Origin of the sequence: Streptomyces sp. 891-h (assembly GCF_022760275.1) — a bacterium.
In the GTDB taxonomy this organism is placed as follows: Bacteria; Actinomycetota; Actinomycetes; order Streptomycetales; family Streptomycetaceae; genus Streptomyces; species Streptomyces spirodelae.
In genome coordinates this window covers 2,948,722-2,972,734 of sequence record NZ_CP050693.1, presented here as the reverse complement: position 1 = coordinate 2,972,734, position 24,013 = coordinate 2,948,722, and the positions used below count along the sequence as shown (strand labels likewise).

Sequence of the window (24,013 nt, the reverse complement as noted above, 5' to 3'; positions counted from 1 at the left end):
TCTGCGTCAATTTTCCGAGGAAAGGCGTCTTGTTCGCGGAGGAGTTGATTCCTTGGTCCGGTGCCTCACAGGACGTCTCCAACTATGCAGGGTGCGATCCCGTCAGGAAGGCGTGGGGGGGGGGGCGAGATCGTCGCCGCTGCCTTTATTGGATGAGCCCTCTTTCCATGTAGTTCAGCGCCTCTTCGAAATCGATCAAGCGGCAGTGGCCAGTGCTCATGTCTACTTCGATAGGGGTGTTTCCGCCCAACTTCTGCCTTTCATCTCTGTGGTCCAGGTAGGCAATTGAGTCGTAATGTACAACAAATCTGGTGCCGTCGATGAAGGCTGCATCCGGGTCGATGCGGAGTTCACCCTCCTTCCCCCACTCCTTGCTTTTCTCTTCGAGGAACCTGCGAGCCTTGGAAAGGGTCGATTCTCTGTTCAGCATGTCAATTTGTTCTCATCAACCAGTAGTGCCGCCACGTTGAGACATGGCGCGTAGCTGACCCCGTTTGCCCGCCAAGGAAAACTATGTTATGCCATCGTTCACGACGTTGAATTGGTGGCCGACTCCTCGATTCGGCCGCGCGCTGACGACCCCGGGCTTCATTGCTGGCTTACTGCTCATGGCAAGAGAGGCAGTAAATTGAGCCACGACTGGATGTCCGCTTCATCCGAGCCGGGCTGATCGCGGAGCGTGCTCCGTATTCCTTCGAGGTGGAGGTACGAGCGGTCGTGCGGCGTTCCTCATGTCGAAGTCTCGCGAAGGGTCACGCCCTTCTGGAGAAGGCCAAGGGGGTCAGTTCCTGACAGGAGGATCTTCGCCCCGTGCGGCGGGTCAAAAAAGTCTACGTGCTGCCCATATCGGTCGATCCACTCGAGCTTCATTACAAGGCGAACCGAGCTGGCGGCCGACTCCTCTTCGAGAGTGAAGTGCTGCCCAACCCGCGGGGCTCCTCCCACGCAGCGGACCACACAAACGCATTCGTTGTTTGACCGTGATTCGACTGAGACGATTTGGATTAGTCCGGCACCCTGGCTATCCATGCTTGTATGCCTCTCGGAGGAATTGGGTTGTCTGTTCCGGGGTCAGTTTGGGTATGTCCCACTCCAAGGCGTCGGTGATTCCCTGATAGGAATTCACCTTCGGTACATGGATTCCCATGTCTGCGAGAATCTCACGCGCAGTATTGGCAGGCAGGGTGACGGTGGCGCGCTTTGCGAGTTCGGAAGCTGGTAGCTCTACCCCGACCTCGGCTTCCGCTCTGATGTACCCAGGATAGTTCGGCACGCCGTCGAGCGCGCTGCGTGGGATCAATTGGACTACAGCATCACCGTATTGCTCGGAATGCCTCGCAAACGCTGTAGCTACCCCGGGATCTGTTGATGTCGGCGTGACGCCGCTGGCTTGTGTACCGCTGCTCGCATCGTAACCGCGGGTGGTGCCACGAAAGAGGTGCTCTTCCTCCGGGCATCCGGACGGCGCCAGCCCCAGCGGGTCAATGACCGAGAGCGGGTTGGGAACATAGCCGACCGGATTCGGCGAGGGGGGCAATCCCAGGGGATCCGGAGTGGCATAGCGGCCGATTCCCGGGTCGTAGTACCGGAAGTAGTTGTAGTGGAGGCCCGTTTCGGGGTCGTGGTACTGGCCGGGGAAGCGGAGGGGGGTGTAGGTGGTGCTGGTGGTGGGCCAGGTGGTGGTGCCCCAGAGGGTGGAGCGGGTTCGCCAGGCGATGTCGCCCTGCTCGGAGACCAGTTCGGTGGGTCTGCCGACGAGGTCGGTGACGATCGCGTAGAAGCGGGAGTCGATTTCCTGTTGGGTTGATGCGTTGGTGAGGCGTTCGGTCTGGGTCAGGGGCGTGAAGCCCTTGTGGTCCCAGGTGAGGGTGACCGGGTGGGGGAGGTTCGGGGCGACCGTTGTCTGCTCGATGAGGATCGGGCCGTCCCAGGTGAACGTGACGGTTTCCGCCGGCTCATCGCCTGCCATGCGGTGTTTGGCCACCCGGCGACCCAAGGGGTCGTACTCGTAGCGCCACACCGTTCCGTCCGGAGTGGTGACCTCGGTGAGGCGGTCTTCGGCGTCCCAGGTATAGCGCCAGGTGTCCGGCTTCTTCGAGAGGCGCGATTTCTGGCGGAGGGTGATGCGGCCCGCTTCGTCGTGTTCATAGCGGACCTTGCCGGCCGAGGTGATCCGCGTGCCCTCGTACGTACGCGGGCCGATCGCCTCCGCAGAAGCGTGGGTGGTGGGCCACGACGCTTCCGTCTGGTTGCCCGCCTCGTCGTAGGCGTAGCGCTCCGTCCAGCCGCGGGCGTGGACCGCTGTGACGCGGCCGATCGTGTCCAGGTCGAAGGTGGCCCGGCCCGACAGCAGGTCGTCGACCTCCGTGAGATAGCCGTCGGGGCGGTACGTGTATGCGCGGTGCTGGACGGTCGCTTGCGTGGCGGTGAGCGACTGGGTCTGCAAGCGGCCTGCCGGGTCCCATACGTGAGCCAGGGTGAGGCCGTCGGCGCCGATACGGCGTTCCGTTTCGCGGCCTGCGGCGTCGTGGGTGAAGTCCAGTGTGTGACCGGAGGCCGTCAGCGAGATGCGGTTGCCCGCCACGTCGTAGGTGCTGGTGGAGATGGCGCCTGTAGGGGTGACGCGGCGGGTGCGGCGGCCCAGGGCGTCGTAGGTGTGGGTGAGGGCGCGGCCGTTGACCAGTTCCGTTTTGACGCGGCCGAGCTTGTCCCGTTGGTAGCGGAGGTCGGCGTCGGGGCCGATGGCCTCCAAGAGGCGGCCTGCCGGGTCGTAGGCGTATGTCGTCACCGCACCCGCAGCGTTCTTGCGCGCGGTGCGGCCGAGGGCGTCGCGCTCGTAGGTGATCTCGTCGCCAAGGGGCGTGACGCGGCGGACGAGTTCCCCGGCCGCGTTCAGCTCGTACCGCTGCGTACGGTCGTCGAAGTCCGTCTCCCCGACGAGGCGGCCTGCGGGGTCGTAGGTGTAATCCCAGGTGAGGCCCTGGGGATTGGTGACCTTCGTCAGGCGGAGTTGCGCGTCGTACGCGAACTCGTAGCGCACGCCGTCCGGGCCCGTACGGGCCTCCAGCATGTCGAAGTGGGTGTGCTGGTAGCGGGTCTCGCCGCCCGCGGCGTCGATGTGGCGGGTGCAGTTGCCCTCGCCGTCCCACTCCCAGCGTTCCGTCGCCCCGTCCGGGGTGGTGCGGGAGGTCAGCCAACCCTCGGTCGTCCAGGCCAGTGTCGTCACCGCGCCCAGCGGGTCGATCAGGCGCACCGGGCGGCCGAAGCCGTCGCGCTCGTAGCGGGTGACGCCGCCCAAGGGGTCGGTGATCTCGATCGGGAGGCCTGCCGCGTTGCAGCGGACTCGGGTTGTCGCGCCGAGGGCGTCCGTCACCGTCGACAGGTGGCCCCGGCCGTCGTAGGCGTAGCGGGTTGTGTTCCCTGCCGGGTCGGTGAGCGACGTGCGGTTGCCGTACTCGTCCCACTCATGGCGCCACACCGCCCCGTCGGGGTCGGTCGTGGTGACGGGGAGGCCCAGTTCGTTGCGGGTGGTCGCGGCTGTTGTGCCGTCGGGGCGGCGGACCGCAGCCAGGCGGCCCTCCTCGTCGTACGTGAACGTGGTGGTGCGGCCGAGGGCGTCGGTGTGGGAGAGCGGCCGGTTGCAGGCGTCTCGCTCGGTGGTGGTGCGGTGGCCGAGGGGGTCGATCTGGCCGACGGTCTGGCCCCGCTCGTCGAACAGGTGACGTGTCGCGTGTCCGGCGGCCGTTGACACCGTCGTCACTCTGTGGCCCGTGGCTTCGTCGACGCCGTCGTAGTCGATGCGGACCTGCAGGTGGCCCGCGGTGCCGCCTTCGGCGATGACGCGGTGCAGGTTGTCGTGGACGTAGTCGTAGCGGCGGTCGTTGGTGTCGGTCCAGGACACGACGCGCTGTTCGTCGTCGTATGCGAAGCGGAGGGGGAGATCGGAGGAGTTGGTGACCTCGGTCAGGTTGCCGTCGGCGTAGGCGTAGCGCATCACCGTGGTGTCGCCGTCCGCCCCCGCGAGAGTGAGGGCAGTCACGCGGTCGCCCTCGACGGCGAGCTCCACCACGTAGCCGCCGCTGTGGACGAGATGGGACGGCGTGCCCGTCTCCCCGTCGTACTCGAAGGTGATGCTGTGGCCGTTGCGGTCGGTGAGCTGCTCGATCCGGGCCGCGCCGTCGTCCGAAGCGCCGCCCTCCGGGGGCGCGAAGTGCCGCACCCACCCCGTGTCCGGCTCCGTCAGGGTGTAGCCGCCGTCCGGTGTGCGCTCCAGCGGCATCCGGGCGTCGCCCGACGACGGCAGGGTGGGGACGCCGGGGGCCGGGTGGGGGAACGTCAGCAGGCGGCCGTCCTCGGCGACGAAGACGACGCCCTCCGCGTCGATCTCCAGCCGTTGGTCCACGGTTGAGGTCCACGAGGGCCCGAACCAGTGTCCGAGGCGGTAGCCGGACTCGACATGGCGGGTGAAGACGAGAGGGAGCGCGCCCGGCAGTTCGAGGTCGGTCTGGGCCAGGAACATCCGACCGGTCGCCAGGTCGATGGGGTCCGTGTCACCGGTGCAGCGGCGATTCGGTGGGGTGTCCGACCCGCCCTTGCCTTTCCTCTTGAGCGCGTCCCGCACGCGGGACACCATCTTTCCGGCCTTTGCCCCCTTCGTCGCCGCGCCCACCCCCTTGGTGCCCAGCAGCTCCGGGATGAGGCGGCCCAGGCCCTCGGCGGGGTCCTTTTTGAAGGCGTCCACCATGGCTTTGCCGGTGCCGATGGGGTCGTTGGCGGCGCGCATGATGCCGGTGACGGTGGAGTTGAGGTTGGTGACGTACTCGGCGGGGTGGGTGATGTTGTAGGGGTCGGTGGGGTTGACGCTGCGCACGAAGCTGACCAGCCCCGCCGTGCCTTTGACGATGCCGCCGGAGACGTGGACGGCGTCCAGCTTCAGGCCCTCCAGGCCGTCGCCGGCCTGGTCCCAGTAGTCGGGCTTGGGCGGGGCCGCGTCGCGGGCGGCCTTGACGGCTGTCTGGGCGACACCGGCAGCCGTGTCGCGCTGTGAGCGGGCCCGGGAGAGCTGTTCCTGGGCCTCGTCCTTCTTGTCGTCCTTGTATTTGGCGACCGCCTCACGGGCCTGCGACTGGGCGCGCTCCACCGTGTGGGCGAAGTCCTCAAGAGCGCCTGCCGCCTTCTCGCAGGCGTCGGCCGCCTTGATCCACTTGGCCGGTTCCAGGCCGACCTTCTCCCAGAACGCGTCGGCGGCCTTGCCCTTCAACGTGCCTTCGGGCAGCTTCTTCAGGCCCTTGGCGACGTTGTCGAAGGCGGTCTTGAAGTCCTTGAGGTGCTTGGCCGTGGAACGGATCTTGCTGGGGCTGCCGAAGACCAGCTTCTTGGGGTCCTCGGTCTCGTCCAGCTGGAACTCGGCCGTCTCGGCGCCCATGCGGTTGGCGACCGAGCGGGATTTGTCCCGTACCCAGTCGCCGCCGGACTCCCAGCCGGCGTCGTCCATACGGTCGGCGGTCCAGTTGCCGAACCCCTCGACGCCGTCACCGACCTTCTCGGTCAGTTCCTCGGCCTTGTCCTCCCACGAGTCCGGGACCAGATCCCAGCCCATCAGCCCTGGCCCCCCTCGGCCCCCTCATGTCCTTGTTGCTGTGCCGCCGCGCGCTCTTCCGGTGACGGGCCGAACCACTTGTCCCGCTGGGCCTCGACCTGCTCGTCACTCATTCCGGTGGCGCTCTGCGCCATGTCCATGTACATGCCGCCCCGGCCCTTGGTGGTGAGCTCGCGGCCGGTGTCCTGCCAGTCCTGCTTGATGTCCTGACCGGCCTTCTGCCAGGACTCGGAGCTGTAGTCCGGCGCGTCCGGCTTCACGATGTCGCCCCAGCCCTGCTTGGTGATCTCCTCCTCGGTGGCGTGCGGGTTGCCCACCAGTGAGTTCAGGCCGACCTTCAGCGACCCGGCCGCGTACTGGTCCTCCTCGTAGGCCATGCCCGCCGACAGGCCGAGCTTCTGGGCCAGCGCGTTGGCGTTCTGCACCAGGGCCCGTACGCCCCACTCCCACTTCTCGCAGAAGTCCTCGAAGTCGACGGACAGGCCGTGGTGGCCCATCTCCATCCCGGTCAGGGACAGCTCCTCGAAGCCGGCGCCCTGGAGCGACGATGTCGCCGAGCTGCCCGACTCCTTCAGTTCGTTGATGGCGCCTTTGAGTCCCTTCTCGATCAGATCGAGGGACTCCTTGTTCCATTTGATGCCGTCCGCGCTCTTGCCGTCACCCATCAGGCGTCCTCCCCCCGCCCGGTGCCGTGCGCGGCCCCGGTGCCGTGCACGGCCACCTCGTCCGGGACGATTCCGGGCGCTGGCGGGAAGAGCATGGAGCCGTCCTGGTCCGCGATGTCGACGGCGACGCCCGTCGGTCCGTCGAACTCGGGCACGACGGCGTCCAGCAGCCGGGCGCCCAGTACAGAGGCGTACTCCCACTCCTCGCCGGGGTCGCCGCCCCCGGCCTCGCGGGCGAACCGCGCCAGCGCCGCCTCGTCCGTGAACGCGAGAATCCAGCGGACCCCGCCGAAGCTGCGCGTCAGCAGGCGATCCCCCGCCAGCTGCGGCACCAGCACCGCCGCCCGCCGGAACTCGCCCAGCAGCGCGCCGGGGTCCCCGTCCCCCGCACGCATCGCGGCAATCTCTTCCCGAAGCTCCATCCCCGGTCCCCCCTCGTGGTGCGCGATTCCCTCGTTACCGACCGGTCTTTTCACTGAAGCAGGACCCGGGGTCGTCACGCAACGCCACGCAGCGGCGGCGGTACGTGATCTTTCTCTTATTTGCGCACGTCAACCCGGGTGTCTGTGATAGGGGAGTGGGGGGCAGATATCCGCACATCGGTCCGTGCGCGTGAGCGTCCCATGTGCTAGTGGCCCGATTGGCGAGCGCTCTCACCTCTATGGCACACTGTCCAGGTTGCTCGGTTGAGTGCCGATGCTGCGCGCCTCCCGCCGGGAGGACCGGAAGCGAGTCCCAGGTATTCGTCGCCCCTCATCAGGGGCGGAAGTACGGGAATCTTCCGGGAAGCGTAGGAGGGGCTTCCAGCCAGGCACCCGGTGGGTTTCCTCCCCCGGCTCCTCCTCTCACGGAACCCCTGAGGTCCGCCACGGCCCTGAGGGGGCGCACTTTTGCGCGTCCGCATCCGTATGAGAAGGAAGCCGACACGCCCGACCGCGTGGGTCGAGTAGAGGGCTGGGGGCTGTGAGGCCAACGGGGTACCAGAGCGTTACGAGAGACAGGACTACGAAGTAGCCATGGCGGGACAGAAGATCCGCATCAGGCTCAAGGCCTACGACCACGAGGTCATCGACAACTCGGCGAAGAAGATCGTCGAGACGGTGACGCGTACTGGCGCGTCGGTCGCCGGCCCGGTGCCGCTGCCCACAGAGAAGAACGTGTACTGCGTCATCAAGTCGCCGCACAAGTACAAGGACTCGCGCGAGCACTTCGAGATGCGCACGCACAAGCGTCTGATCGACATCCTCGACCCGACCCCCAAGACCGTTGACTCGCTGATGCGCCTGGACCTTCCGGCCGGCGTCGACATCGAGATCAAGCTCTGAGGGGTGTCGTAGAGATGGCTAAGCAGATCAAGGGCGTCCTGGGCGAGAAGCTCGGCATGACCCAGGTCTGGGACGACAACAACCGCGTTGTCCCCGTGACCGTCGTCAAGGCCGGGCCGAACGTCGTGACCCAGGTCCGCACCGCAGACAAGGACGGCTACGAGGCCGTCCAGATCGCCTTCGGCGAGATCGACCCGCGCAAGGTGAACAAGCCCCTCAAGGGCCACTTCGCCAAGGCCGACGTCACCCCCCGCCGCCACCTGGTGGAGATCCGCACCTCCGACGCGTCCGAGTACACCCCGGGCCAGGAGCTGAACGCGGACACCTTCGAGGCCGGCGTCAAGGTGGATGTGACCGGCAAGTCGAAGGGCAAGGGCTTCGCCGGTGGCATGAAGCGCCACGGCTTCCACGGCGGCAAGGCCTCGCACGGTGCCCACCGTGTGCACCGCAAGCCGGGCGCCATCGGTGGCTGCGCCACCCCGGGCCGTGTCTTCAAGGGCACCCGCATGGCCGGCCGGATGGGCAACGAGCGGGTCACCACCCAGAACCTGACCGTCCACGCCGTTGACGCGGAGAAGGGCCTGCTGCTCATCAAGGGCGCAGTCCCCGGTCCGAACGGCGGCCTCGTCCTGGTCCGTACCGCGGCCAAGGGGGCCTGAGGAACCGATGAGCACCATTGACATCCTTTCGCCGGCCGGCGACAAGACCGGGACCGTCGAGCTCCCCGCGGAGATCTTCGACGCGCAGGTCAGCGTTCCGCTGATCCACCAGGTCGTCGTCGCCCAGCTGGCCGCGGCCCGCCAGGGCACGCACAAGACCAAGACCCGCGGCGAGGTCCGCGGCGGTGGCAAGAAGCCGTACCGCCAGAAGGGCACAGGCCGCGCCCGCCAGGGCTCGACCCGTGCGCCGCAGTTCGCCGGCGGTGGCGTCGTGCACGGCCCCGTGCCGCGCGACTACTCGCAGCGGACCCCGAAGAAGATGAAGGCCGCCGCGCTCCGCGGTGCCCTCTCCGACCGGGCCCGCCACGGCCGCGTCCACGTCGTCTCCGGCGTGGTCGAGGGCGACATCTCGACCAAGGCCGCGAAGAACCTGTTCGGCAAGATCAGCGAGCGGAAGAACCTGCTGCTCGTCGCCGAGCGCACCGACGAGGCCGCCTGGCTGTCCGCCCGCAACCTGCCCCAGGTGCACATCCTGGAGCCGGGCCAGCTCAACACCTACGACGTGCTCGTCTCGGACGACGTGGTCTTCACCCGGGCCGCGCTCGAGTCCTTCGTTGCTGGCCCGCAGGCCCACACCGAAGGGAGCGACGCCTGATGGCTACGCGACACCCGAGCATTGCCTCCAAGGCAGCGAAGGCCGCGAAGGCCGCCCGCGTCGCCAAGGCCGCCCGCAGGGCTGCCGACGGTCCGGGCCCGGTCGCGCCGGCCGACCCGAGCAAGACCTTCTCGGACCCGCGCGACCTGCTGCTGCGGCCGGTCGTCTCGGAGAAGAGCTACGCGCTGCTGGATGAGAACAAGTACACGTTCATCGTCGACCCGCGTGCGAACAAGACCCAGATCAAGCAGGCCGTCGAAGAGGTCTTCTCGGTCAAGGTCGCCGGGGTCAACACGATCAACCGCCAGGGCAAGCGCAAGCGCACCCGCACCGGTTACGGCAAGCGCGCCGACACCAAGCGCGCCATCGTGACCCTTGTCGAGGGCGACCGTATCGACATCTTCGGCGGCCCGGCCTCCTGACGGGGGCCAGGTCGTTCAGAAGTCCTGAATCTTCCGAGGACTGAGAAATGGGTATCCGCAAGTACAAGCCGACGACTCCGGGCCGTCGCGGCTCATCCGTCGCCGACTTCGTCGAGATCACGCGGGACACGCCGGAGAAGTCGCTGGTCCGCCCGCTGCACAGCAAGGGCGGCCGTAACAACGCCGGTCGTGTGACTGCACGCCACCAGGGCGGTGGCCACAAGCGCGCCTACCGTGTGATCGACTTCCGTCGGCACGACAAGGACGGCGTGCCGGCGAAGGTCGCGCACATCGAGTACGACCCGAACCGCACCGCGCGTATCGCGCTGCTGCACTACGTGGACGGCGAGAAGCGCTACATCCTCGCCCCCCGTGGCATCCAGCAGGGCGACCGCGTCGAGAACGGCCAGGGCGCCGACATCAAGCCGGGCAACAACCTGCCGCTGCGCTACATCCCCGTCGGTACCACGATCCACGCGATCGAGCTGAAGCCGGGCGGCGGCGCCAAGTTCGCCCGCTCCGCCGGTGCCTCGGTGCAGCTGCTGGCGAAGGAGGGCCGGATGGCCCACCTGCGTATGCCGTCCGGTGAGATCCGGCTGGTCGACGTCCGCTGCCGCGCCACCGTCGGCGAGGTCGGCAACGCCGAGCAGTCGAACATCAACTGGGGCAAGGCCGGCCGTATGCGCTGGAAGGGCGTCCGCCCGACCGTCCGCGGTGTGGTCATGAACCCGATCGACCACCCGCACGGTGGTGGTGAGGGTCGTACCTCCGGTGGCCGCCACCCGGTCTCGCCGTGGGGTCAGAAGGAGGGGCGTACGCGCTCGCCGAAGAAGGCCAGCAACAAGTACATCGTCCGCCGCCGCAAGACGAACAAGAAGCGCTAGGAGGCGGGTTTAGATGCCGCGCAGTCTCAAGAAGGGGCCCTTCGTCGACGACCACCTCGCCAAGAAGGTGGACAGCCAGAACGACGCGGGCACCAAGAACGTCATCAAGACCTGGTCTCGCCGCTCGATGATCGTCCCGGCCATGCTGGGCCACACGATCGCGGTGCACGACGGCCGCAAGCACGTCCCGGTGTTCGTCACCGAGTCGATGGTCGGCCACAAGCTCGGCGAGTTCGCGCCGACCCGCACCTTCCGCGGCCACGTCAAGGACGACCGCAAGTCGCGTCGTCGCTGACGGGCGGGGTGTGTAGATCATGACTGACACCGAAGGGACAACCATGGAAGCCAGGGCCTCAGCGCGCTATGTGCGCGTCACGCCCATGAAGGCCCGCCGGGTGGTGGACCTTGTTCGTGGCATGAACGCCACGGAGGCTCAGGCGGTCCTGCGTTTCGCCCCGCAGGCCGCGAGCGTGCCGGTGGGCAAGGTGCTCGACAGCGCCATCGCCAACGCCGCGCACAACTACGACCACACGGACGTCGACAGCCTCTACATCTCCGAGGCCTACGTCGACGAGGGCCCGACCCTGAAGCGGTTCCGGCCGCGCGCCCAGGGCCGCGCCTACCGGATCCGTAAGCGGACGAGCCACATCACCGTGGTCGTGAGCAGCAAGGAAGGAACCCGGTAATGGGCCAGAAGGTAAACCCGCACGGGTTCCGGCTCGGTGTGACCACCGACTTCAAGTCGCGCTGGTACGCCGACAAGCTCTACAAGGACTACGTCAAGGAAGACGTCTCGATCCGCCGCATGCTCACCCAGGGCATGGAGCGGGCGGGCATCTCCAAGGTGGAGATCGAGCGCACGCGTGACCGCGTCCGCGTCGACGTCCACACCGCCCGTCCGGGCATCGTCATCGGCCGCCGCGGCGCCGAGGCGGACCGGCTGCGCGGCAACCTGGAGAAGCTCACCGGCAAGCAGATCCAGTTCAACATCCTCGAGGTGAAGAACCCCGAGACGGACGCGCAGCTCGTGGCCCAGGCGGTCGCCGAGCAGCTCTCCTCCCGGGTCTCCTTCCGCCGCGCCATGCGCAAGAGCATGCAGACGGCGATGAAGGCCGGTGCCAAGGGCATCAAGATCCAGTGCGGCGGCCGTCTCGGCGGTGCCGAGATGTCGCGCTCGGAGTTCTACCGCGAGGGCCGGGTTCCGCTGCACACGCTGCGCGCCAATGTCGACTACGGCTTCTTCGAGGCCCGTACGACCTTCGGCCGCATCGGCGTGAAGGTGTGGATCTACAAGGGCGACGTCAAGAACATCGCCGAGGTGCGCGCCGAGAACGCCGCGGCCCGCGCGGGCAACCGCCCGTCGCGTGGTGGCAACGACCGTCCCCGTGGTCGGGGCGGCGAGCGCCGCGGCCGCAAGCCGCAGCAGGGCCAGGGTGGCGGCGAGACTCCGAAGCCGGAGTCCGTGCAGCCCGCCGGTGCCGCTGCCGAGCCGAGCGCTTCAGGAAAGGAGAGCTGACCCATGCTGATCCCGCGCAGGGTCAAGCACCGTAAGCAGCATCACCCGAAGCGCACGGGTATGGCCAAGGGCGGTACCGAGGTCGCGTTCGGTGAGTTCGGCATCCAGGCTGTGACCGGTGCCTACGTGACGAACCGGCAGATCGAGGCAGCTCGTATCTCCATGACCCGTCACATCAAGCGTGGCGGCAAGGTGTGGATCAACATCTACCCGGACCGTCCGCTGACCAAGAAGCCCGCCGAGACCCGCATGGGTTCCGGTAAGGGTTCGCCCGAGTGGTGGGTCGCGAACGTCAAGCCGGGGCGCGTGATGTTCGAGCTGTCCTACCCGAACGAGAAGATTGCTCGTGAGGCGCTCACCCGCGCTGCTCACAAGCTTCCGATGAAGTGCCGCATCGTGCGGCGCGAGGCAGGTGACGCGTGATGGCGGCCGGAACCAAGGCGTCCGAGCTGCGCGAGCTGGGTGACGAGGAGCTTGTCTCCAAGCTCCGCGAAGCCAAGGAAGAGCTGTTCAACCTCCGCTTCCAGGCGGCGACCGGGCAGCTCGAGAACCACGGCCGGCTCAAGGCCGTCCGCAAGGACATCGCCCGGATCTACACCCTGATGCGTGAGCGTGAGCTGGGCATCGAGACGGTGGAGAGCGCCTGATGAGCGAGACGAATGTGACCCAGAAGAACACTGAGCGCGGCTTCCGCAAGACCCGCCAGGGTCTTGTCGTCAGCGACAAGATGGACAAGACCGTCGTCGTCGCCGTCGAGGACCGCGTCACGCACGCGCTGTACGGCAAGGTCATCCGCCGTACCAACAAGCTCAAGGCGCACGACGAGCAGAACGCTGCCGGTGTCGGCGACCGCGTCCTCCTGATGGAGACCCGGCCGCTGTCCGCCACCAAGCGCTGGCGCATCGTCGAGATCCTCGAGAAGGCCAAGTAACTCCTTCGAGCCCGTCCTGGGCTCAAAGGTTCGTTCCGCCAGGCTCGGCAGGGATCGCGAGATCCCTGCCGGGAACCGGCAGACATACAGGAGATAGACGTGATCCAGCAGGAGTCCCGGCTTCGCGTCGCCGACAACACGGGTGCGAAGGAGATCCTCACCATCCGTGTCCTCGGCGGCTCGGGCCGGCGCTACGCGGGCATCGGTGACGTCGTCGTCGCTACCGTCAAGGACGCGATCCCCGGCGGGAACGTGAAGAAGGGCGACATCGTCAAGGCCGTCATCGTGCGCACCGTCAAGGAGCGCCGCCGCCCGGACGGCTCGTACATCCGGTTCGACGAAAACGCCGCCGTCATCCTCAAGAACGACGGCGACCCTCGCGGCACCCGCATCTTCGGTCCCGTGGGCCGCGAGCTGCGCGAGAAGAAGTTCATGAAGATCATCTCGCTCGCGCCGGAGGTGCTGTGACCATGAAGATCAAGAAGGGCGACCTGGTTCAGGTCATCACCGGCAAGGACAAGGGCAAGCAGGGCAAGGTCATCGTGGCCTACCCCCGCGAGGACCGCGTCCTGGTCGAGGGTGTCAACCGGGTCAAGAAGCACACGAAGGCCGGTCAGACGGCCCGCGGTTCGAAGACCGGCGGCATCGTGACGACCGAGGCCCCCATCCACGTCAGCAACGTATCGCTGGTCGTGGAGAAGGACGGCAAGAAGGTCGTGACCCGCGTCGGGTACCGCTTCGACGACGAAGGCAACAAGATCCGCGTTGCCAAGCGGACCGGTGAGGACATCTGATGACTGCCACCACCACTGAGGCCCCCCGCCTCAAGCAGCGCTACCGCGCCGAGATCCAGGGCAAGCTGCAGGACGAGTTCGCCTACGACAACGTCATGCGGATCCCCGGCCTGACCAAGATCGTGGTCAACATGGGTGTGGGCGACGCCGCCCGCGACTCCAAGCTGATCGAGGGTGCCATCAAGGACCTCGCCACGATCACCGGCCAGAAGCCCGCCGTCACCAAGGCCCGCAAGTCCATCGCGCAGTTCAAGCTGCGTGAGGGTCAGCCGATCGGCGCCCACGTGACGCTGCGCGGCGACCGGATGTGGGAGTTCCTGGACCGCCTACTGTCCCTCGCGCTGCCGCGCATCCGCGACTTCCGCGGACTGTCGCCCAAGCAGTTCGACGGCCGGGGCAACTACACCTTCGGTCTCACGGAGCAGGTCATGTTCCACGAGATCGACCAGGACAAGATCGACCGGGTCCGGGGCATGGACATCACCGTGGTCACCACGGCGACCACCGACGACGAGGGCCGGGCCCTGCTTCGTCACCTCGGCTTCCCGTTCAAGGAGAACTGATCATGGCGAAGAAGGCTCTGATCTCGAAGGCCAGCCGGAAGCCGAAGTTCTCGGTGCGTGCTTACACACGCTGCCAGCGCTGCGGCCGTCCGCACTCCGTCTACCGCAAGTTCGGCCTGTGCCGCGTGTGCCTTCGCCAGATGGCGCACCGTGGCGAGCTGCCGGGCGTGACCAAGAGCTCCTGGTAATCCCTTAGGGGACCAGCTGGGACTCTCGGTAAGCTGAAAAGTCGCTTACTACGCCGTAGGTCCCCCGCGACGCACCCGTCCTGTCGTCGGCCACTCGGCCGGCGGATGGGGAGAGGGACGACGCATACAGGGAAACCCCGGCGAGAGAGGCCGAAGGCCATCACATGACCATGACCGATCCCATCGCAGACATGCTGACGCGTCTGCGTAACGCGAACTCGGCGTACCACGACACCGTGGAGATGCCGCACAGCAAGATCAAGTCGCACATCGCGGAGATCCTCCAGCAGGAGGGTTACATCACCGGCTGGAAGACCGAGGACGCCAAGGTCGGCAAGAACCTCGTTCTCGAGCTGAAGTTCGGCCCGAACCGCGAGCGCTCGATCGCCGGCATCAAGCGGATCTCGAAGCCGGGTCTGCGGGTCTACGCAAAGTCCACCAACCTGCCGAAGGTGCTCGGCGGCCTGGGCGTGGCGATCATCTCCACGTCGCACGGTCTCCTCACCGACAAGCAGGCCAGCAAGAAGGGTGTGGGCGGGGAAGTCCTCGCCTACGTCTGGTAACGGAAGGGAACGGAGGTAAAGCAATGTCGCGTATCGGCAAGCTCCCCATCCAGGTTCCCGCCGGTGTGGACGTCACCATCGATGGCCAGACGGTCGCGGTGAAGGGCCCCAAGGGCTCTCTCTCGCACACCGTTGCCGCGCCCATCGAGATCGCCAAGGGCGAGGACGGCGCGCTCGTCGTCACCCGTCCGAACGACGAGAGCCGGAACAGGGCCCTGCACGGTCTGTCCCGCACGCTGGTGGCGAACATGATCACTGGCGTGACCCAGGGGTTCACCAAGGACCTCGAGATCAGCGGTGTCGGCTACCGGGTCCAGGCCAAGGGCTCCAACCTGGAGTTCTCGCTGGGCTACAGCCACCCGATCCTGGTGGAGGCGCCCGAGGGCATCTCCTTCAAGGTCGAGTCCCCGACCAAGTTCACGGTCGAGGGCATCGACAAGCAGCGGGTCGGCGAGGTCGCCGCGAAGATTCGCAAGCTGCGCAGGCCCGACCCCTACAAGGCCAAGGGCGTGAAGTACGCGGGCGAGGTCATCCGCCGCAAGGTCGGAAAGGCTGGTAAGTAAGCCATGGCATACGGCGTGAAGATCGCCAAGGGCGACGCCTACAAGCGCACCGCCACCAAGCGCCGTCACATCCGTATCCGCAAGAAGGTCTCGGGCACCCCCGAGCGCCCCCGTCTTGTGGTGACGCGCACCAACCGTGGTATCACCGCACAGGTGATCGACGACATCGCGGGCCACACGCTGGCCTCCGCCTCGCACCTGGACGGTTCGGTCCGCGGCGGCGAGGGTGACAAGAGCGCCCAGGCCAAGCAGGTCGGCGCCCTGGTCGCCGAGCGCGCCAAGGCCGCGGGCATCGAGGCCGTCGTGTTCGACCGCGGTGGCAACAAGTACGCAGGGCGGATTGCCGCTCTGGCTGACGCCGCCCGCGAGGCCGGGCTCAAGTTCTGAGCCCCGGTTCCGTGAGCTAGCGGACAAAGAGAGAGGTAATTCCAATGGCTGGACCCCAGCGCCGCGGTGGCGGCGCCGGTGGCGGCGAGCGGCGGGACCGTAAGGGCCGGGACGGCGGCGCTGCCGCCGAGAAGACCGCGTACGTTGAGCGCGTTGTCGCGATCAACCGCGTCGCCAAGGTTGTGAAGGGTGGTCGTCGCTTCAGCTTCACCGCGCTGGTCGTGGTGGGCGACGGTGACGGCACCGTCGGTGTCGGATACGGCAAGGCCAAGGAGGTGCCGGCCGCCATCGCCAAGGGCGTTGAGGAGGCCAAGAAGCACTTCTTCAAGGTCCCGCGTATCCAGGGCACCATTCCGCACCCGATCCAGGGTGAGGAAGCAGCGGGTGTCGTGCTGCTCAAGCCGGCCTCGCCCGGTACCGGTGTGATCGCCGGTGGCCCGGTGCGTGCCGTGCTGGAGTGCGCGGGCATCCACGACGTGCTCAGCAAGTCGCTCGGCTCGTCGAACCCGATCAACATCGTGCACGCCACGGTGGCCGCCCTCCGTGGCCTGCAGCGCCCGGAGGAGATCGCGGCCCGTCGTGGTCTGCCGCTCGAGGACGTGGCACCCGCCGCTCTGCTGCGGGCGCGTGCAGGGGTGAGCGCGTAATGGCTCGCCTGAAGATCACGCAGACCCGTTCCGTTATCGGGACCAAGCAGAACCACCGTGACACGCTGCGGACCCTCGGTCTCAAGCGCGTCAACGATGTGACCGTCCGCGAGGCCAGCGACATCGTTCGCGGTCAGGTGCACACCGTGCGCCACCTCGTGACGGTCGAGGAGGTCGACTGAGATGGCTGACTCTCAGGGCGAAAACCCGCTGAAGGTCCACAACCTCCGTCCTGCCCCCGGCGCCAAGACCGCCAAGACCCGCGTGGGTCGTGGTGAGGCGTCCAAGGGCAAGACCGCGGGTCGTGGCACCAAGGGCACCAAGGCCCGGTACCAGGTTCCGGAGCGCTTCGAGGGCGGGCAGATGCCGCTGCACATGCGGCTGCCCAAGCTCAAGGGCTTCAACAACCCAGCGCACAAGCAGTTCCAGGTCGTCAACCTGGAGAAGCTGGCCGCGCTCTACCCCGAGGGTGGCGAGGTCACGGTGGCCGACCTGGTCGGCAAGGGCGCTGTGCGCAAGAACGAGCTGGTCAAGGTGCTCGGTGACGGCGACATCTCGGTGGCGCTGACGGTGACCGTCGACAAGGTCTCCGGCTCCGCCAAGGAGAAGATCACCGCTGCCGGCGGCACCGTCACCGAACTTCTCTGAGTTCGTTGACCAGGTGAACGACAGGCCGGGGATGTCCCAACGGGACATCCCCGGCTGGTCGTTTGCACAGTTGGTCGTTTCTCGGTGGTGCACCGGCCGGTAAGGTGGCACCACGTTGATAACTGTCGATCCTCAAGACCGTCACCTCTCGCGCCAGTAGATCGCGGGGGGCGCAGGAGGCACCGTGCTCACCGCGTTCGCCCGGGCGTTCCAGACGCCCGACCTGCGCAAGAAGCTGCTCTTCACGCTCGGCATCATGGTGCTCTTCCGTATCGGAGCGCACGTTCCCGTGCCGGGCGTCAGCTACGAGAACGTCCAAGCCTGTATGGACGAGGCCAAGGGCGCGCAGGGCCTGTTCGGCCTGGTCAACATGTTCAGCGGTGGCGCGCTGCTGCAGATCACCATCTTCGCGCTCGGGATCATGCCGTACATCACGGCGAGCATCATCCTGCAACTTCTTGTCGTGGTCATTCCGCGGCTGGAGGCGCTGAAGAAGGAGGGGCAGGCCGGACAGGCGAAGATCACGCAGTACACGCGTTATCTGACCATCGCCCTCGCCATCCTCCAGGCCACCGGCCTGGTCGCCACCGCGCGCAGCGGCACCCTCTTCCAGAACTGCAGCGTCGGCAGCCAGATCATCCCCGACCAGTCCATCTTCGCCACCTCCGTGATGGTCATCACGATGACCGCCGGTACCGGTCTGATCATGTGGCTGGGTGAGCTGATCACCGACCGCGGTATCGGCAACGGCATGTCCATCCTGATGTTCGTCTCCATCGCGGCCGGCTTCCCCGGCGCGCTGTGGGCCATCAAGAAGCAGGGCAAGCTGGCCGACGGCTGGATCGAGTTCGGCGCCGTCATCCTCTGCGGACTGGCGATGGTCGCGCTCGTGGTCTTCGTCGAGCAGGCCCAGCGCCGTATTCCGGTGCAGTACGCGAAGCGGATGATCGGCCGTCGGAGTTACGGCGGAACCTCGACCTACATTCCGCTCAAGGTCAATCAGGCGGGTGTGATTCCCGTCATCTTCGCCTCGTCGCTGCTCTACATTCCCGCCCTGATTGTCCAGTTCAGTGGTTCCCAGGCGGGCTGGGCGCAGTGGATTCAGGCCCACTTCGTGAAGGGTGACCATCCTCTTTACATTGCGACCTACTTCCTGCTGATCGTCTTCTTCGCGTTCTTCTACGTGGCCATCTCCTTCAACCCCGAAGAAGTTGCCGACAACATGAAGAAGTATGGTGGCTTCATCCCGGGCATCCGGGCTGGTCGTCCCACCGCGGAGTACCTGAGCTACGTGCTGAACCGCATCACGTGGCCCGGCTCTCTGTACCTGGGTCTGATCGCACTGGTGCCGACCGTCGCGCTGATCATGTTCAACGCCAACCAGAACTTCCCGTTCGGCGGCACGAGCATTCTGATCATCGTGGGCGTCGGTCTCGAGACCGTGAAGCAGATCGAGAGCCAGCTTCAGCAGCGCCATTACGAAGGGTTCCTCCGCTGATGCGTATCGTCCTCGTCGGGCCGCCTGGTGCGGGCAAGGGAACACAGGCGGCGTTCCTCGCCAAGAACCTCGCGATCCCTCACATCGCCACCGGCGACCTCTTCCGCGCCAACATCAGCCAGGGCACCCCGCTCGGCCAGAAGGCGCAGGAGTACATGCGGGCCGGCCAGCTGGTACCCGACGAGGTCACCATCGGGATGGCCAAGAGCCGCATGGAGGAGCCGGACGCGGCAGCGGGTTTCCTGCTGGACGGCTTCCCGAGGAACATCGCGCAGGCCCAGGCGCTGGACGGCTACCTGGACGAGACCGGCCAGAAGCTGGACGCGGTCCTCGACCTGGAGGTCCCCGAGGACGAGGTCGTCAAGCGGATCGCGGGTCGCCGCATCTGCCGCAACGACAGCAGCCACGTCTTCCACGTCGAGTACAGCCCCGCCAAGCGGGAGGGTGTCTGCGACGTGTGCGGCGGGGAGCTCTACCAGCGCGAGGACGACCGCGAGGAGACCGTGCGCAAGCGGCTGGAGGTCTACCACAGTGAGACCGAGCCGATCATCGACCACTACAAGGCGCAGGGTCTGGTGACCACGATCTCCGCGCTGGGCGCGGTGAGCGAGGTCACGGAGCGCGCGATGACCGCGCTTTCGGCGGAGTAGGCGAACGTAGGGGCTCGGGCGCTGTGTGATGCGGCCGGACCCTGTGGCGCGGTGGCTGCTCGCCGTCACGGCCGTTCAAACTCTTCGAGGAGGGGCCGGGCTGACGCCCGGCCCCTCCTCGCGCATCGTCAGGGCCCGTGCCCCGTCGGGGTCGCGCCCCGTCAGGGGCGCGGGGAACTGCGCGAACGGCCAGAGCGAAGGCCGCAGCCCGCCGACGGCAGACAGGGGCAGCCTCTGACCGGAAGGCGCCCGCGTCAGGCCTCAGCGGCAGCGCGTCCGCAGGGGCTGGCAAACTGGTGAAGGCAATCATTCAGCGGCGAAGCCCGAGCGGCCGGCGGAGAGACAGAGGACGGCATGGTGGAGATCAAGACCCCGGAGCAGATCGCGAAGATGCGCGAGGCGGGGCTGGTCGTCGCCGCCATGCACGAGGCCTGCGCACAGGCCGCAGTGCCCGGCGCGACGACCAAGGACCTGGACGAGGTCGCGGCGAAGGTGCTGGCCGACCACGGCGCGAAGCCGAACTTCCTCGGATACGGCGGCTTCCCCGGCAACATCTGCACGTCGGTCAACGATGTCGTCGTCCACGGCATCCCCAGCAAGGACACCGTGCTCAAGGCCGGTGATCTGCTCTCCATCGACGCCGGCGCCATCATCGACGGCTGGCACGGCGACGCCGCGCTGACCGTCTTCGTCGGCGAGGGCCATTCGGCGGAGCTGCACGAGCTCAGCCGGGTGACGCAGGAGTCGATGTGGGCCGGGATCGCCGCCATGCGCAAGGGCAACAGGCTGGTCGACATCTCCAAGGCCATCGAGAGCTACATCCGCCGCCAGCCGCGCCCGGCGGGCGGCAAGTACGGGATCATCGAGGACTACGGCGGCCACGGCATCGGCTCCCAGATGCACATGGACCCGCACCTGCTGAACTACGTCGAGCGGCGGCGCGGCAGGGGCCCGAAGCTGGTGCCCGGGATGTGCCTGGCCATCGAGCCGATGGTGAGCCTGGGCACACCTCGCACGCATGTTCTGTCGGACGACTGGACGGTCAAGACGAACGACGGCACCTGGTCCTCACACTGGGAGCACTCCGTCGCACTGACCGAGCAGGGCCCGCTGGTGCTGACCGCACGGGACGGCGGCCGCGCCAAGCTGGCCGAGCTCGGCATCGAGGCGGCGCCCGACCCGCTGGGCTGAGCCGGCGGGCACCGGTCGCTTCCAGCCCGGTGGATTAACCCCCTCGCACGACGGGGAGACTCCCCGATTCGTCTATTCGGGGAGCGGTGTCGTAGACTGGCTCGTCGGCCCAGGTGTACCCGTATGCCACTCGGTGAAGCCAGGGCCTCCCAGGTAGCCGATCCCGGAAGGTGAAGCGCTCAAGCATGGCCAAAAAACAAGGGGCCATCGAGATCGAGGGCACCGTCGTCGAGTCTCTCCCGAACGCGATGTTCAAGGTTGAGCTCCAGAACGGGCACCAGGTCCTCGCGCACATCAGCGGCAAGATGCGGATGCACTACATCCGTATCCTTCCCGACGACCGGGTCGTGGTGGAGCTCTCTCCCTACGACCTGACGCGCGGACGGATCGTCTACCGCTACAAGTAGATCGACAGATCGTGCCGGCTTCCCGCTCCCGTGGGGAGAAGGCCAGACCCGGAGAACCTCACACCATGAAGGTCAAGCCGAGCGTCAAGAAGATCTGCGACAAGTGCAAGGTGATCCGCCGCCACGGCCGGGTCATGGTCATTTGCGACAACCTGCGCCACAAGCAGCGCCAGGGCTGAGTAACGACCTGCCTTTCGCAGTTCCTTCGCGCGACGCGAGCAACAGTTGTATAAGCAGGGCCCGACACCGCTGACGGTGTCGATACCCCCGGTCGGAGGCCGGGGACCCTCGGCCTCGTTCTTCGAGGCGACGGGAACGGCACTGCTGCAGACCTCCGACGGAATCAACAGGAGCCAATCCATGGCACGCCTCGCTGGCGTCGACCTCCCGCGCGAGAAGCGCGTCGAGGTCGCCCTCACCTACGTCTTCGGCATCGGCCGCACCCTTGCCCAGCAGACCCTGCGCGAGACCGGGGTCAACCCGGACACCCGCGTGCGGGACCTGGGCGAAGAGGAGATGGTCAAGCTCCGCGAGTACGTGGACAACAACCTTCGGGTCGAGGGTGACCTCCGCCGTGAGATCCAGGCCGACATCCGCCGCAAGGTGGAGATCGGCTGCTACGAGGGTCTGCGCCACCGGCGCGGCCTCCCGGTCCACGGCCAGCGCACCAAGACCAACGCTCGCACCCGTAAGGGCCCGCGTCGCGCCATCGCCGGCAAGAAGAAGCCGGGCAAGAAGTAGTCCACACCGGACACGCTGCAAGCGGTCCGCGTAGTAGGACCGACCACCTCACGGGAGTTATCTCTATATGCCTCCGAAGGGCCGTACGGCCGGCGCCAAGAAGGTGCGCCGCAAGGAGAAGAAGAACGTCGCCCACGGGCACGCTCACATCAAGAGCACGTTCAACAACACCATCGTCTCGATCACAGACCCCACCGGCAATGTGATCTCCTGGGCCTCCGCCGGCCACGTCGGCTTCAAGGGCTCGCGGAAGTCGACGCCGTTCGCCGCGCAGATGGCCGCCGAGAACGCGGCGCGCCGCGCGCAGGAGCACGGCATGCGGAAGGTGGACGTCTTCGTCAAGGGTCCCGGCTCCGGCCGTGAGACCGCGATCCGCTCCCTCCAGGCCACCGGCCTCGAGGTCGGCTCCATCCAGGACGTCACCCCCACCCCGCACAACGGCTGCCGCCCGCCGAAGCGTCGCCGGGTCTGAAACTGAAGTAGGAGATCACAGAACTATGGCGCGTTACACCGGGGCCGACTGCAAGCGTTGCCGTCGGGAGAAGCAGAAGCTCTTCCTCAAGGGAGCTAAGTGCGAGAGCGCGAAGTGCCCGATCGAGATCCGTCCTTACCCCCCGGGTGAGCACGGACGCGGGCGCACCAAGGACTCCGAGTACCTGCTGCAGAAGCGCGAGAAGCAGAAGGCCGCCCGTATCTACGGCGTGCTGGAGAAGCAGTTCCGCGGGTACTTCAACGAGGCCAACCGCCAGCAGGGCAAGACGGGTGAGAACCTGCTGCGCATTCTGGAGACCCGTCTGGACAACGTCGTGTACCGGGCCGGCTTCGCCAAGTCCCGTGACCACGCACGTCAGCTGGTCAAGCACGGCCACATCGCGCTGAACGGTCGCAAGACCGACATCCCCTCGGCGCGGGTGTCCGTCAACGACATCGTCGAGGTCCGCGAGTCCTCCCGTAACCTGACCCCCTTCCAGGTGGCGGCTGCGGAGGCCGGCGAGAAGACGGTCCCGGCCTGGCTGGAGGCCATCCCGTCGAAGCTGCGGATCCTCGTCCACTCGATGCCCGAGCGCCAGGTGATCGACACCCAGGTGCAGGAGCAGCTGATCGTCGAGCTGTACTCGAAGTAATCGGGTTCGGCTTGTGGCTCCGGCACCTGGCCTGTGGCTGCGCCGTGTGCGTGGCTTGGGGTCCGGGGATCATTCCCCGGGGGGTTGCAGCATCGACACCCAGGTGCAGGAGCAGCTGATCGTCGAGCTGTACTCGAAGTAATCGAGACAGTTGATCGTCGGGCTGTGCTCGGAATGATCGAGCACTGCTCGTAAGGGGTGCGGGGCGGTCTCGGCTGTGTTTCGGCCGGGCCGCCCGTACCCTTGCAGTACCGGCATCAAATAGCGGTTGCCGAAAACTGGAGGAACACATCTCATGCTGATCGCTCAGCGCCCTTCCCTGACCGAAGAGGTCGTCGACGAGTTCCGCTCCCGGTTCGTGATCGAACCGCTGGAGCCGGGGTTCGGCTACACCCTCGGTAACTCCCTGCGTCGTACGCTCCTCTCCTCGATCCCGGGCGCTGCTGTGACCAGCATCCGGATCGACGGTGTCCTGCACGAGTTCTCGACCGTGCCGGGCGTCAAGGAGGACGTCACCGACCTGATCCTCAACATCAAGTCCCTCGTCGTCTCCTCGGAGCACGACGAGCCGGTCGTGATGTACCTGCGCAAGCAGGGCCCCGGCCTGGTCACCGCAGCGGACATCGCGCCGCCGGCCGGTGTCGAGGTGCACAACCCCGACCTGGTCCTGGCCACCCTGAACGGCAAGGGCAAGCTGGAGATGGAGCTGACCGTCGAGCGCGGTCGCGGCTACGTCTCCGCCGTGCAGAACAAGCAGGTGGGCCAGGAGATCGGCCGGATTCCGGTCGACTCCATCTACTCGCCGGTTCTCAAGGTCACCTACAAGGTCGAGGCGACCCGTGTCGAGCAGCGCACCGACTTCGACAAGCTGATCGTCGACGTCGAGACCAAGCAGGCCATGCGGCCGCGCGACGCCATGGCGTCCGCCGGTAAGACGCTGGTCGAGCTGTTCGGTCTGGCGCGCGAGCTCAACGTCGACGCCGAGGGCATCGACATGGGCCCGTCGCCGACGGACGCCGCGCTCGCGGCGGACCTGGCGCTGCCGATCGAGGAGCTGGAGCTCACCGTTCGCTCGTACAACTGCCTCAAGCGTGAGGGCATCCACTCCGTGGGTGAGCTCGTGGCGCGCTCCGAGGCGGACCTGCTGGACATCCGCAACTTCGGTGCGAAGTCCATCGACGAGGTCAAGGCGAAGCTCGCCGGTATGGGCCTGGCGCTGAAGGACTCGCCTCCCGGGTTCGACCCGACGGCTGCGGCGGACGCCTTCGGCGCCGACGACGACGCCGATGCCGGGTTCGTGGAGACCGAGCAGTACTGAGGGGCTGCCCCTTGATGCTGTGGGGGGAGCTGCGGGCCGGTTGTGGCTGAGCGCGCAGTTCCCCGCGCCCCTGAC

The 24,013-nt window shown here is 66.9% G+C and carries 34 protein-coding genes; 30 read left to right on the top strand and 4 right to left on the bottom strand.

Features of this window, described 5'->3' with window-relative positions:
* Positions 1-145: 145 nt before the first annotated feature.
* From HC362_RS12780 to HC362_RS12765, 4 genes are all read right to left on the bottom strand, one after another.
* A complete protein-coding gene (locus HC362_RS12780) occupies positions 146-430 on the bottom strand; it encodes a hypothetical protein (RefSeq protein WP_243084058.1) in 285 nt (94 codons plus the stop codon).
* A gap of 591 nt (positions 431-1,021) precedes the next feature.
* A complete protein-coding gene (locus tag HC362_RS12775) occupies positions 1,022-5,599 on the bottom strand; it encodes a putative T7SS-secreted protein (RefSeq protein ID WP_243084057.1) in 4,578 nt (1,525 codons plus the stop codon).
* A complete protein-coding gene (locus HC362_RS12770) occupies positions 5,599-6,264 on the bottom strand; it encodes a hypothetical protein (protein WP_243084056.1) in 666 nt (221 codons plus the stop codon). The genes HC362_RS12775 and HC362_RS12770 overlap by 1 nt, the downstream gene beginning before the upstream one ends.
* The gene (locus tag HC362_RS12765; protein ID WP_243084055.1) at positions 6,264-6,686 is read right to left on the bottom strand and encodes a hypothetical protein; all 423 of its coding nucleotides are present in this window, start codon (positions 6,684-6,686) and stop codon (positions 6,264-6,266) included. The genes HC362_RS12770 and HC362_RS12765 overlap by 1 nt, the downstream gene beginning before the upstream one ends.
* A 594-nt stretch (positions 6,687-7,280) precedes the next feature.
* Between HC362_RS12765 and rpsJ the strand changes: the two genes are divergently transcribed.
* From rpsJ to HC362_RS12615, 30 genes are all read left to right on the top strand, one after another.
* Positions 7,281-7,589, top strand: a complete 309-nt coding sequence (rpsJ, locus tag HC362_RS12760) for a 30S ribosomal protein S10 (RefSeq protein ID WP_016473429.1) — start codon at positions 7,281-7,283, stop codon at positions 7,587-7,589.
* Between the two features lie 14 nt (positions 7,590-7,603).
* On the top strand, positions 7,604-8,248 hold the full coding sequence (rplC, locus tag HC362_RS12755; protein WP_209266971.1) for a 50S ribosomal protein L3: 645 nt from the start codon (positions 7,604-7,606) through the stop codon (positions 8,246-8,248).
* Between the two features lie 7 nt (positions 8,249-8,255).
* A complete protein-coding gene (rplD, locus tag HC362_RS12750) occupies positions 8,256-8,903 on the top strand; it encodes a 50S ribosomal protein L4 (RefSeq protein WP_243084054.1) in 648 nt (215 codons plus the stop codon).
* Positions 8,903-9,325 carry a 50S ribosomal protein L23 gene (gene rplW, locus HC362_RS12745; RefSeq protein ID WP_099883472.1) on the top strand — a complete coding sequence of 141 codons (423 nt, stop codon included), beginning with the start codon at positions 8,903-8,905 and terminating at the stop codon, positions 9,323-9,325. The genes rplD and rplW overlap by 1 nt, the downstream gene beginning before the upstream one ends.
* Before the next feature lie 47 nt (positions 9,326-9,372).
* The gene (gene rplB / locus HC362_RS12740; RefSeq protein ID WP_099883473.1) at positions 9,373-10,209 is read left to right on the top strand and encodes a 50S ribosomal protein L2; all 837 of its coding nucleotides are present in this window, start codon (positions 9,373-9,375) and stop codon (positions 10,207-10,209) included.
* Positions 10,210-10,222: 13 nt separating this feature from the next.
* Positions 10,223-10,504: a 30S ribosomal protein S19 gene (gene rpsS / locus HC362_RS12735; RefSeq protein ID WP_030883866.1), complete on the top strand. Its 282-nt coding sequence runs from the start codon at positions 10,223-10,225 to the stop codon at positions 10,502-10,504.
* 43 nt (positions 10,505-10,547) lie between these two features.
* The gene (gene rplV, locus HC362_RS12730) at positions 10,548-10,895 is read left to right on the top strand and encodes a 50S ribosomal protein L22 (protein ID WP_099883475.1); all 348 of its coding nucleotides are present in this window, start codon (positions 10,548-10,550) and stop codon (positions 10,893-10,895) included.
* Positions 10,895-11,725 (top strand): 30S ribosomal protein S3, encoded by an 831-nt coding sequence (gene rpsC / locus HC362_RS12725; RefSeq protein ID WP_243084053.1) that lies wholly within the window; start codon positions 10,895-10,897, stop codon positions 11,723-11,725. The genes rplV and rpsC overlap by 1 nt, the downstream gene beginning before the upstream one ends.
* 3 nt (positions 11,726-11,728) lie before the next feature.
* On the top strand, positions 11,729-12,148 hold the full coding sequence (gene rplP / locus HC362_RS12720) for a 50S ribosomal protein L16 (RefSeq protein WP_209266968.1): 420 nt from the start codon (positions 11,729-11,731) through the stop codon (positions 12,146-12,148).
* Complete coding sequence (gene rpmC, locus HC362_RS12715; RefSeq protein WP_016473420.1) at positions 12,148-12,372, top strand: 50S ribosomal protein L29; 225 nt, start codon at positions 12,148-12,150, stop codon at positions 12,370-12,372. The genes rplP and rpmC overlap by 1 nt, the downstream gene beginning before the upstream one ends.
* Positions 12,372-12,656, top strand: a complete 285-nt coding sequence (gene rpsQ / locus HC362_RS12710; protein ID WP_099883478.1) for a 30S ribosomal protein S17 — start codon at positions 12,372-12,374, stop codon at positions 12,654-12,656. Before rpmC ends, rpsQ begins: the two co-directional genes overlap by 1 nt.
* Before the next feature lie 99 nt (positions 12,657-12,755).
* On the top strand, positions 12,756-13,124 hold the full coding sequence (rplN, locus tag HC362_RS12705) for a 50S ribosomal protein L14 (RefSeq protein ID WP_019354942.1): 369 nt from the start codon (positions 12,756-12,758) through the stop codon (positions 13,122-13,124).
* Positions 13,125-13,126: 2 nt separating this feature from the next.
* Positions 13,127-13,450 carry a 50S ribosomal protein L24 gene (gene rplX, locus HC362_RS12700; protein ID WP_243084052.1) on the top strand — a complete coding sequence of 108 codons (324 nt, stop codon included), beginning with the start codon at positions 13,127-13,129 and terminating at the stop codon, positions 13,448-13,450.
* The gene (gene rplE / locus HC362_RS12695; RefSeq protein WP_209266966.1) at positions 13,450-14,013 is read left to right on the top strand and encodes a 50S ribosomal protein L5; all 564 of its coding nucleotides are present in this window, start codon (positions 13,450-13,452) and stop codon (positions 14,011-14,013) included. The genes rplX and rplE overlap by 1 nt, the downstream gene beginning before the upstream one ends.
* A gap of 2 nt (positions 14,014-14,015) precedes the next feature.
* Positions 14,016-14,201 carry a type Z 30S ribosomal protein S14 gene (locus HC362_RS12690; RefSeq protein ID WP_027738922.1) on the top strand — a complete coding sequence of 62 codons (186 nt, stop codon included), beginning with the start codon at positions 14,016-14,018 and terminating at the stop codon, positions 14,199-14,201.
* Positions 14,202-14,365: 164 nt separating this feature from the next.
* The gene (gene rpsH / locus HC362_RS12685) at positions 14,366-14,764 is read left to right on the top strand and encodes a 30S ribosomal protein S8 (RefSeq protein WP_099883481.1); all 399 of its coding nucleotides are present in this window, start codon (positions 14,366-14,368) and stop codon (positions 14,762-14,764) included.
* A 23-nt stretch (positions 14,765-14,787) separates the two neighbouring features.
* A complete protein-coding gene (gene rplF / locus HC362_RS12680; RefSeq protein ID WP_209266965.1) occupies positions 14,788-15,327 on the top strand; it encodes a 50S ribosomal protein L6 in 540 nt (179 codons plus the stop codon).
* Positions 15,328-15,330: 3 nt separating this feature from the next.
* Positions 15,331-15,714, top strand: coding sequence for a 50S ribosomal protein L18 (gene rplR, locus HC362_RS12675; RefSeq protein ID WP_209266964.1), 384 nt, complete (start codon positions 15,331-15,333; stop codon positions 15,712-15,714).
* Between the two features lie 44 nt (positions 15,715-15,758).
* Complete coding sequence (rpsE, locus tag HC362_RS12670) at positions 15,759-16,361, top strand: 30S ribosomal protein S5 (protein WP_016473411.1); 603 nt, start codon at positions 15,759-15,761, stop codon at positions 16,359-16,361.
* Entirely contained in the window at positions 16,361-16,543 is a 183-nt protein-coding gene (gene rpmD / locus HC362_RS12665) for a 50S ribosomal protein L30 (protein WP_209239895.1), read from the top strand. The genes rpsE and rpmD overlap by 1 nt, the downstream gene beginning before the upstream one ends.
* 1 nt (position 16,544) lies before the next feature.
* Positions 16,545-17,009 (top strand): 50S ribosomal protein L15, encoded by a 465-nt coding sequence (rplO, locus tag HC362_RS12660; protein ID WP_243084051.1) that lies wholly within the window; start codon positions 16,545-16,547, stop codon positions 17,007-17,009.
* Between the two features lie 184 nt (positions 17,010-17,193).
* Positions 17,194-18,507 carry a preprotein translocase subunit SecY gene (secY, locus tag HC362_RS12655; RefSeq protein WP_243084050.1) on the top strand — a complete coding sequence of 438 codons (1,314 nt, stop codon included), beginning with the start codon at positions 17,194-17,196 and terminating at the stop codon, positions 18,505-18,507.
* A complete protein-coding gene (locus HC362_RS12650; protein ID WP_243084049.1) occupies positions 18,507-19,157 on the top strand; it encodes an adenylate kinase in 651 nt (216 codons plus the stop codon). The genes secY and HC362_RS12650 overlap by 1 nt, the downstream gene beginning before the upstream one ends.
* A gap of 354 nt (positions 19,158-19,511) precedes the next feature.
* Positions 19,512-20,348 (top strand): type I methionyl aminopeptidase, encoded by an 837-nt coding sequence (gene map, locus HC362_RS12645; protein WP_243084048.1) that lies wholly within the window; start codon positions 19,512-19,514, stop codon positions 20,346-20,348.
* Positions 20,349-20,533: 185 nt separating this feature from the next.
* Complete coding sequence (infA, locus tag HC362_RS12640; protein ID WP_003948620.1) at positions 20,534-20,755, top strand: translation initiation factor IF-1; 222 nt, start codon at positions 20,534-20,536, stop codon at positions 20,753-20,755.
* A gap of 65 nt (positions 20,756-20,820) precedes the next feature.
* Positions 20,821-20,934: a 50S ribosomal protein L36 gene (gene rpmJ / locus HC362_RS12635; RefSeq protein ID WP_003956441.1), complete on the top strand. Its 114-nt coding sequence runs from the start codon at positions 20,821-20,823 to the stop codon at positions 20,932-20,934.
* 181 nt (positions 20,935-21,115) lie between these two features.
* On the top strand, positions 21,116-21,496 hold the full coding sequence (gene rpsM, locus HC362_RS12630; protein WP_099883489.1) for a 30S ribosomal protein S13: 381 nt from the start codon (positions 21,116-21,118) through the stop codon (positions 21,494-21,496).
* A 67-nt stretch (positions 21,497-21,563) separates the two neighbouring features.
* Positions 21,564-21,968: a 30S ribosomal protein S11 gene (gene rpsK / locus HC362_RS12625; protein WP_016473404.1), complete on the top strand. Its 405-nt coding sequence runs from the start codon at positions 21,564-21,566 to the stop codon at positions 21,966-21,968.
* Positions 21,969-21,993: 25 nt separating this feature from the next.
* Complete coding sequence (gene rpsD / locus HC362_RS12620) at positions 21,994-22,620, top strand: 30S ribosomal protein S4 (RefSeq protein ID WP_209265500.1); 627 nt, start codon at positions 21,994-21,996, stop codon at positions 22,618-22,620.
* Between the two features lie 295 nt (positions 22,621-22,915).
* Positions 22,916-23,938, top strand: coding sequence for a DNA-directed RNA polymerase subunit alpha (locus HC362_RS12615; RefSeq protein ID WP_019354927.1), 1,023 nt, complete (start codon positions 22,916-22,918; stop codon positions 23,936-23,938).
* The last annotated feature ends 75 nt before the right edge of the window (positions 23,939-24,013 follow it).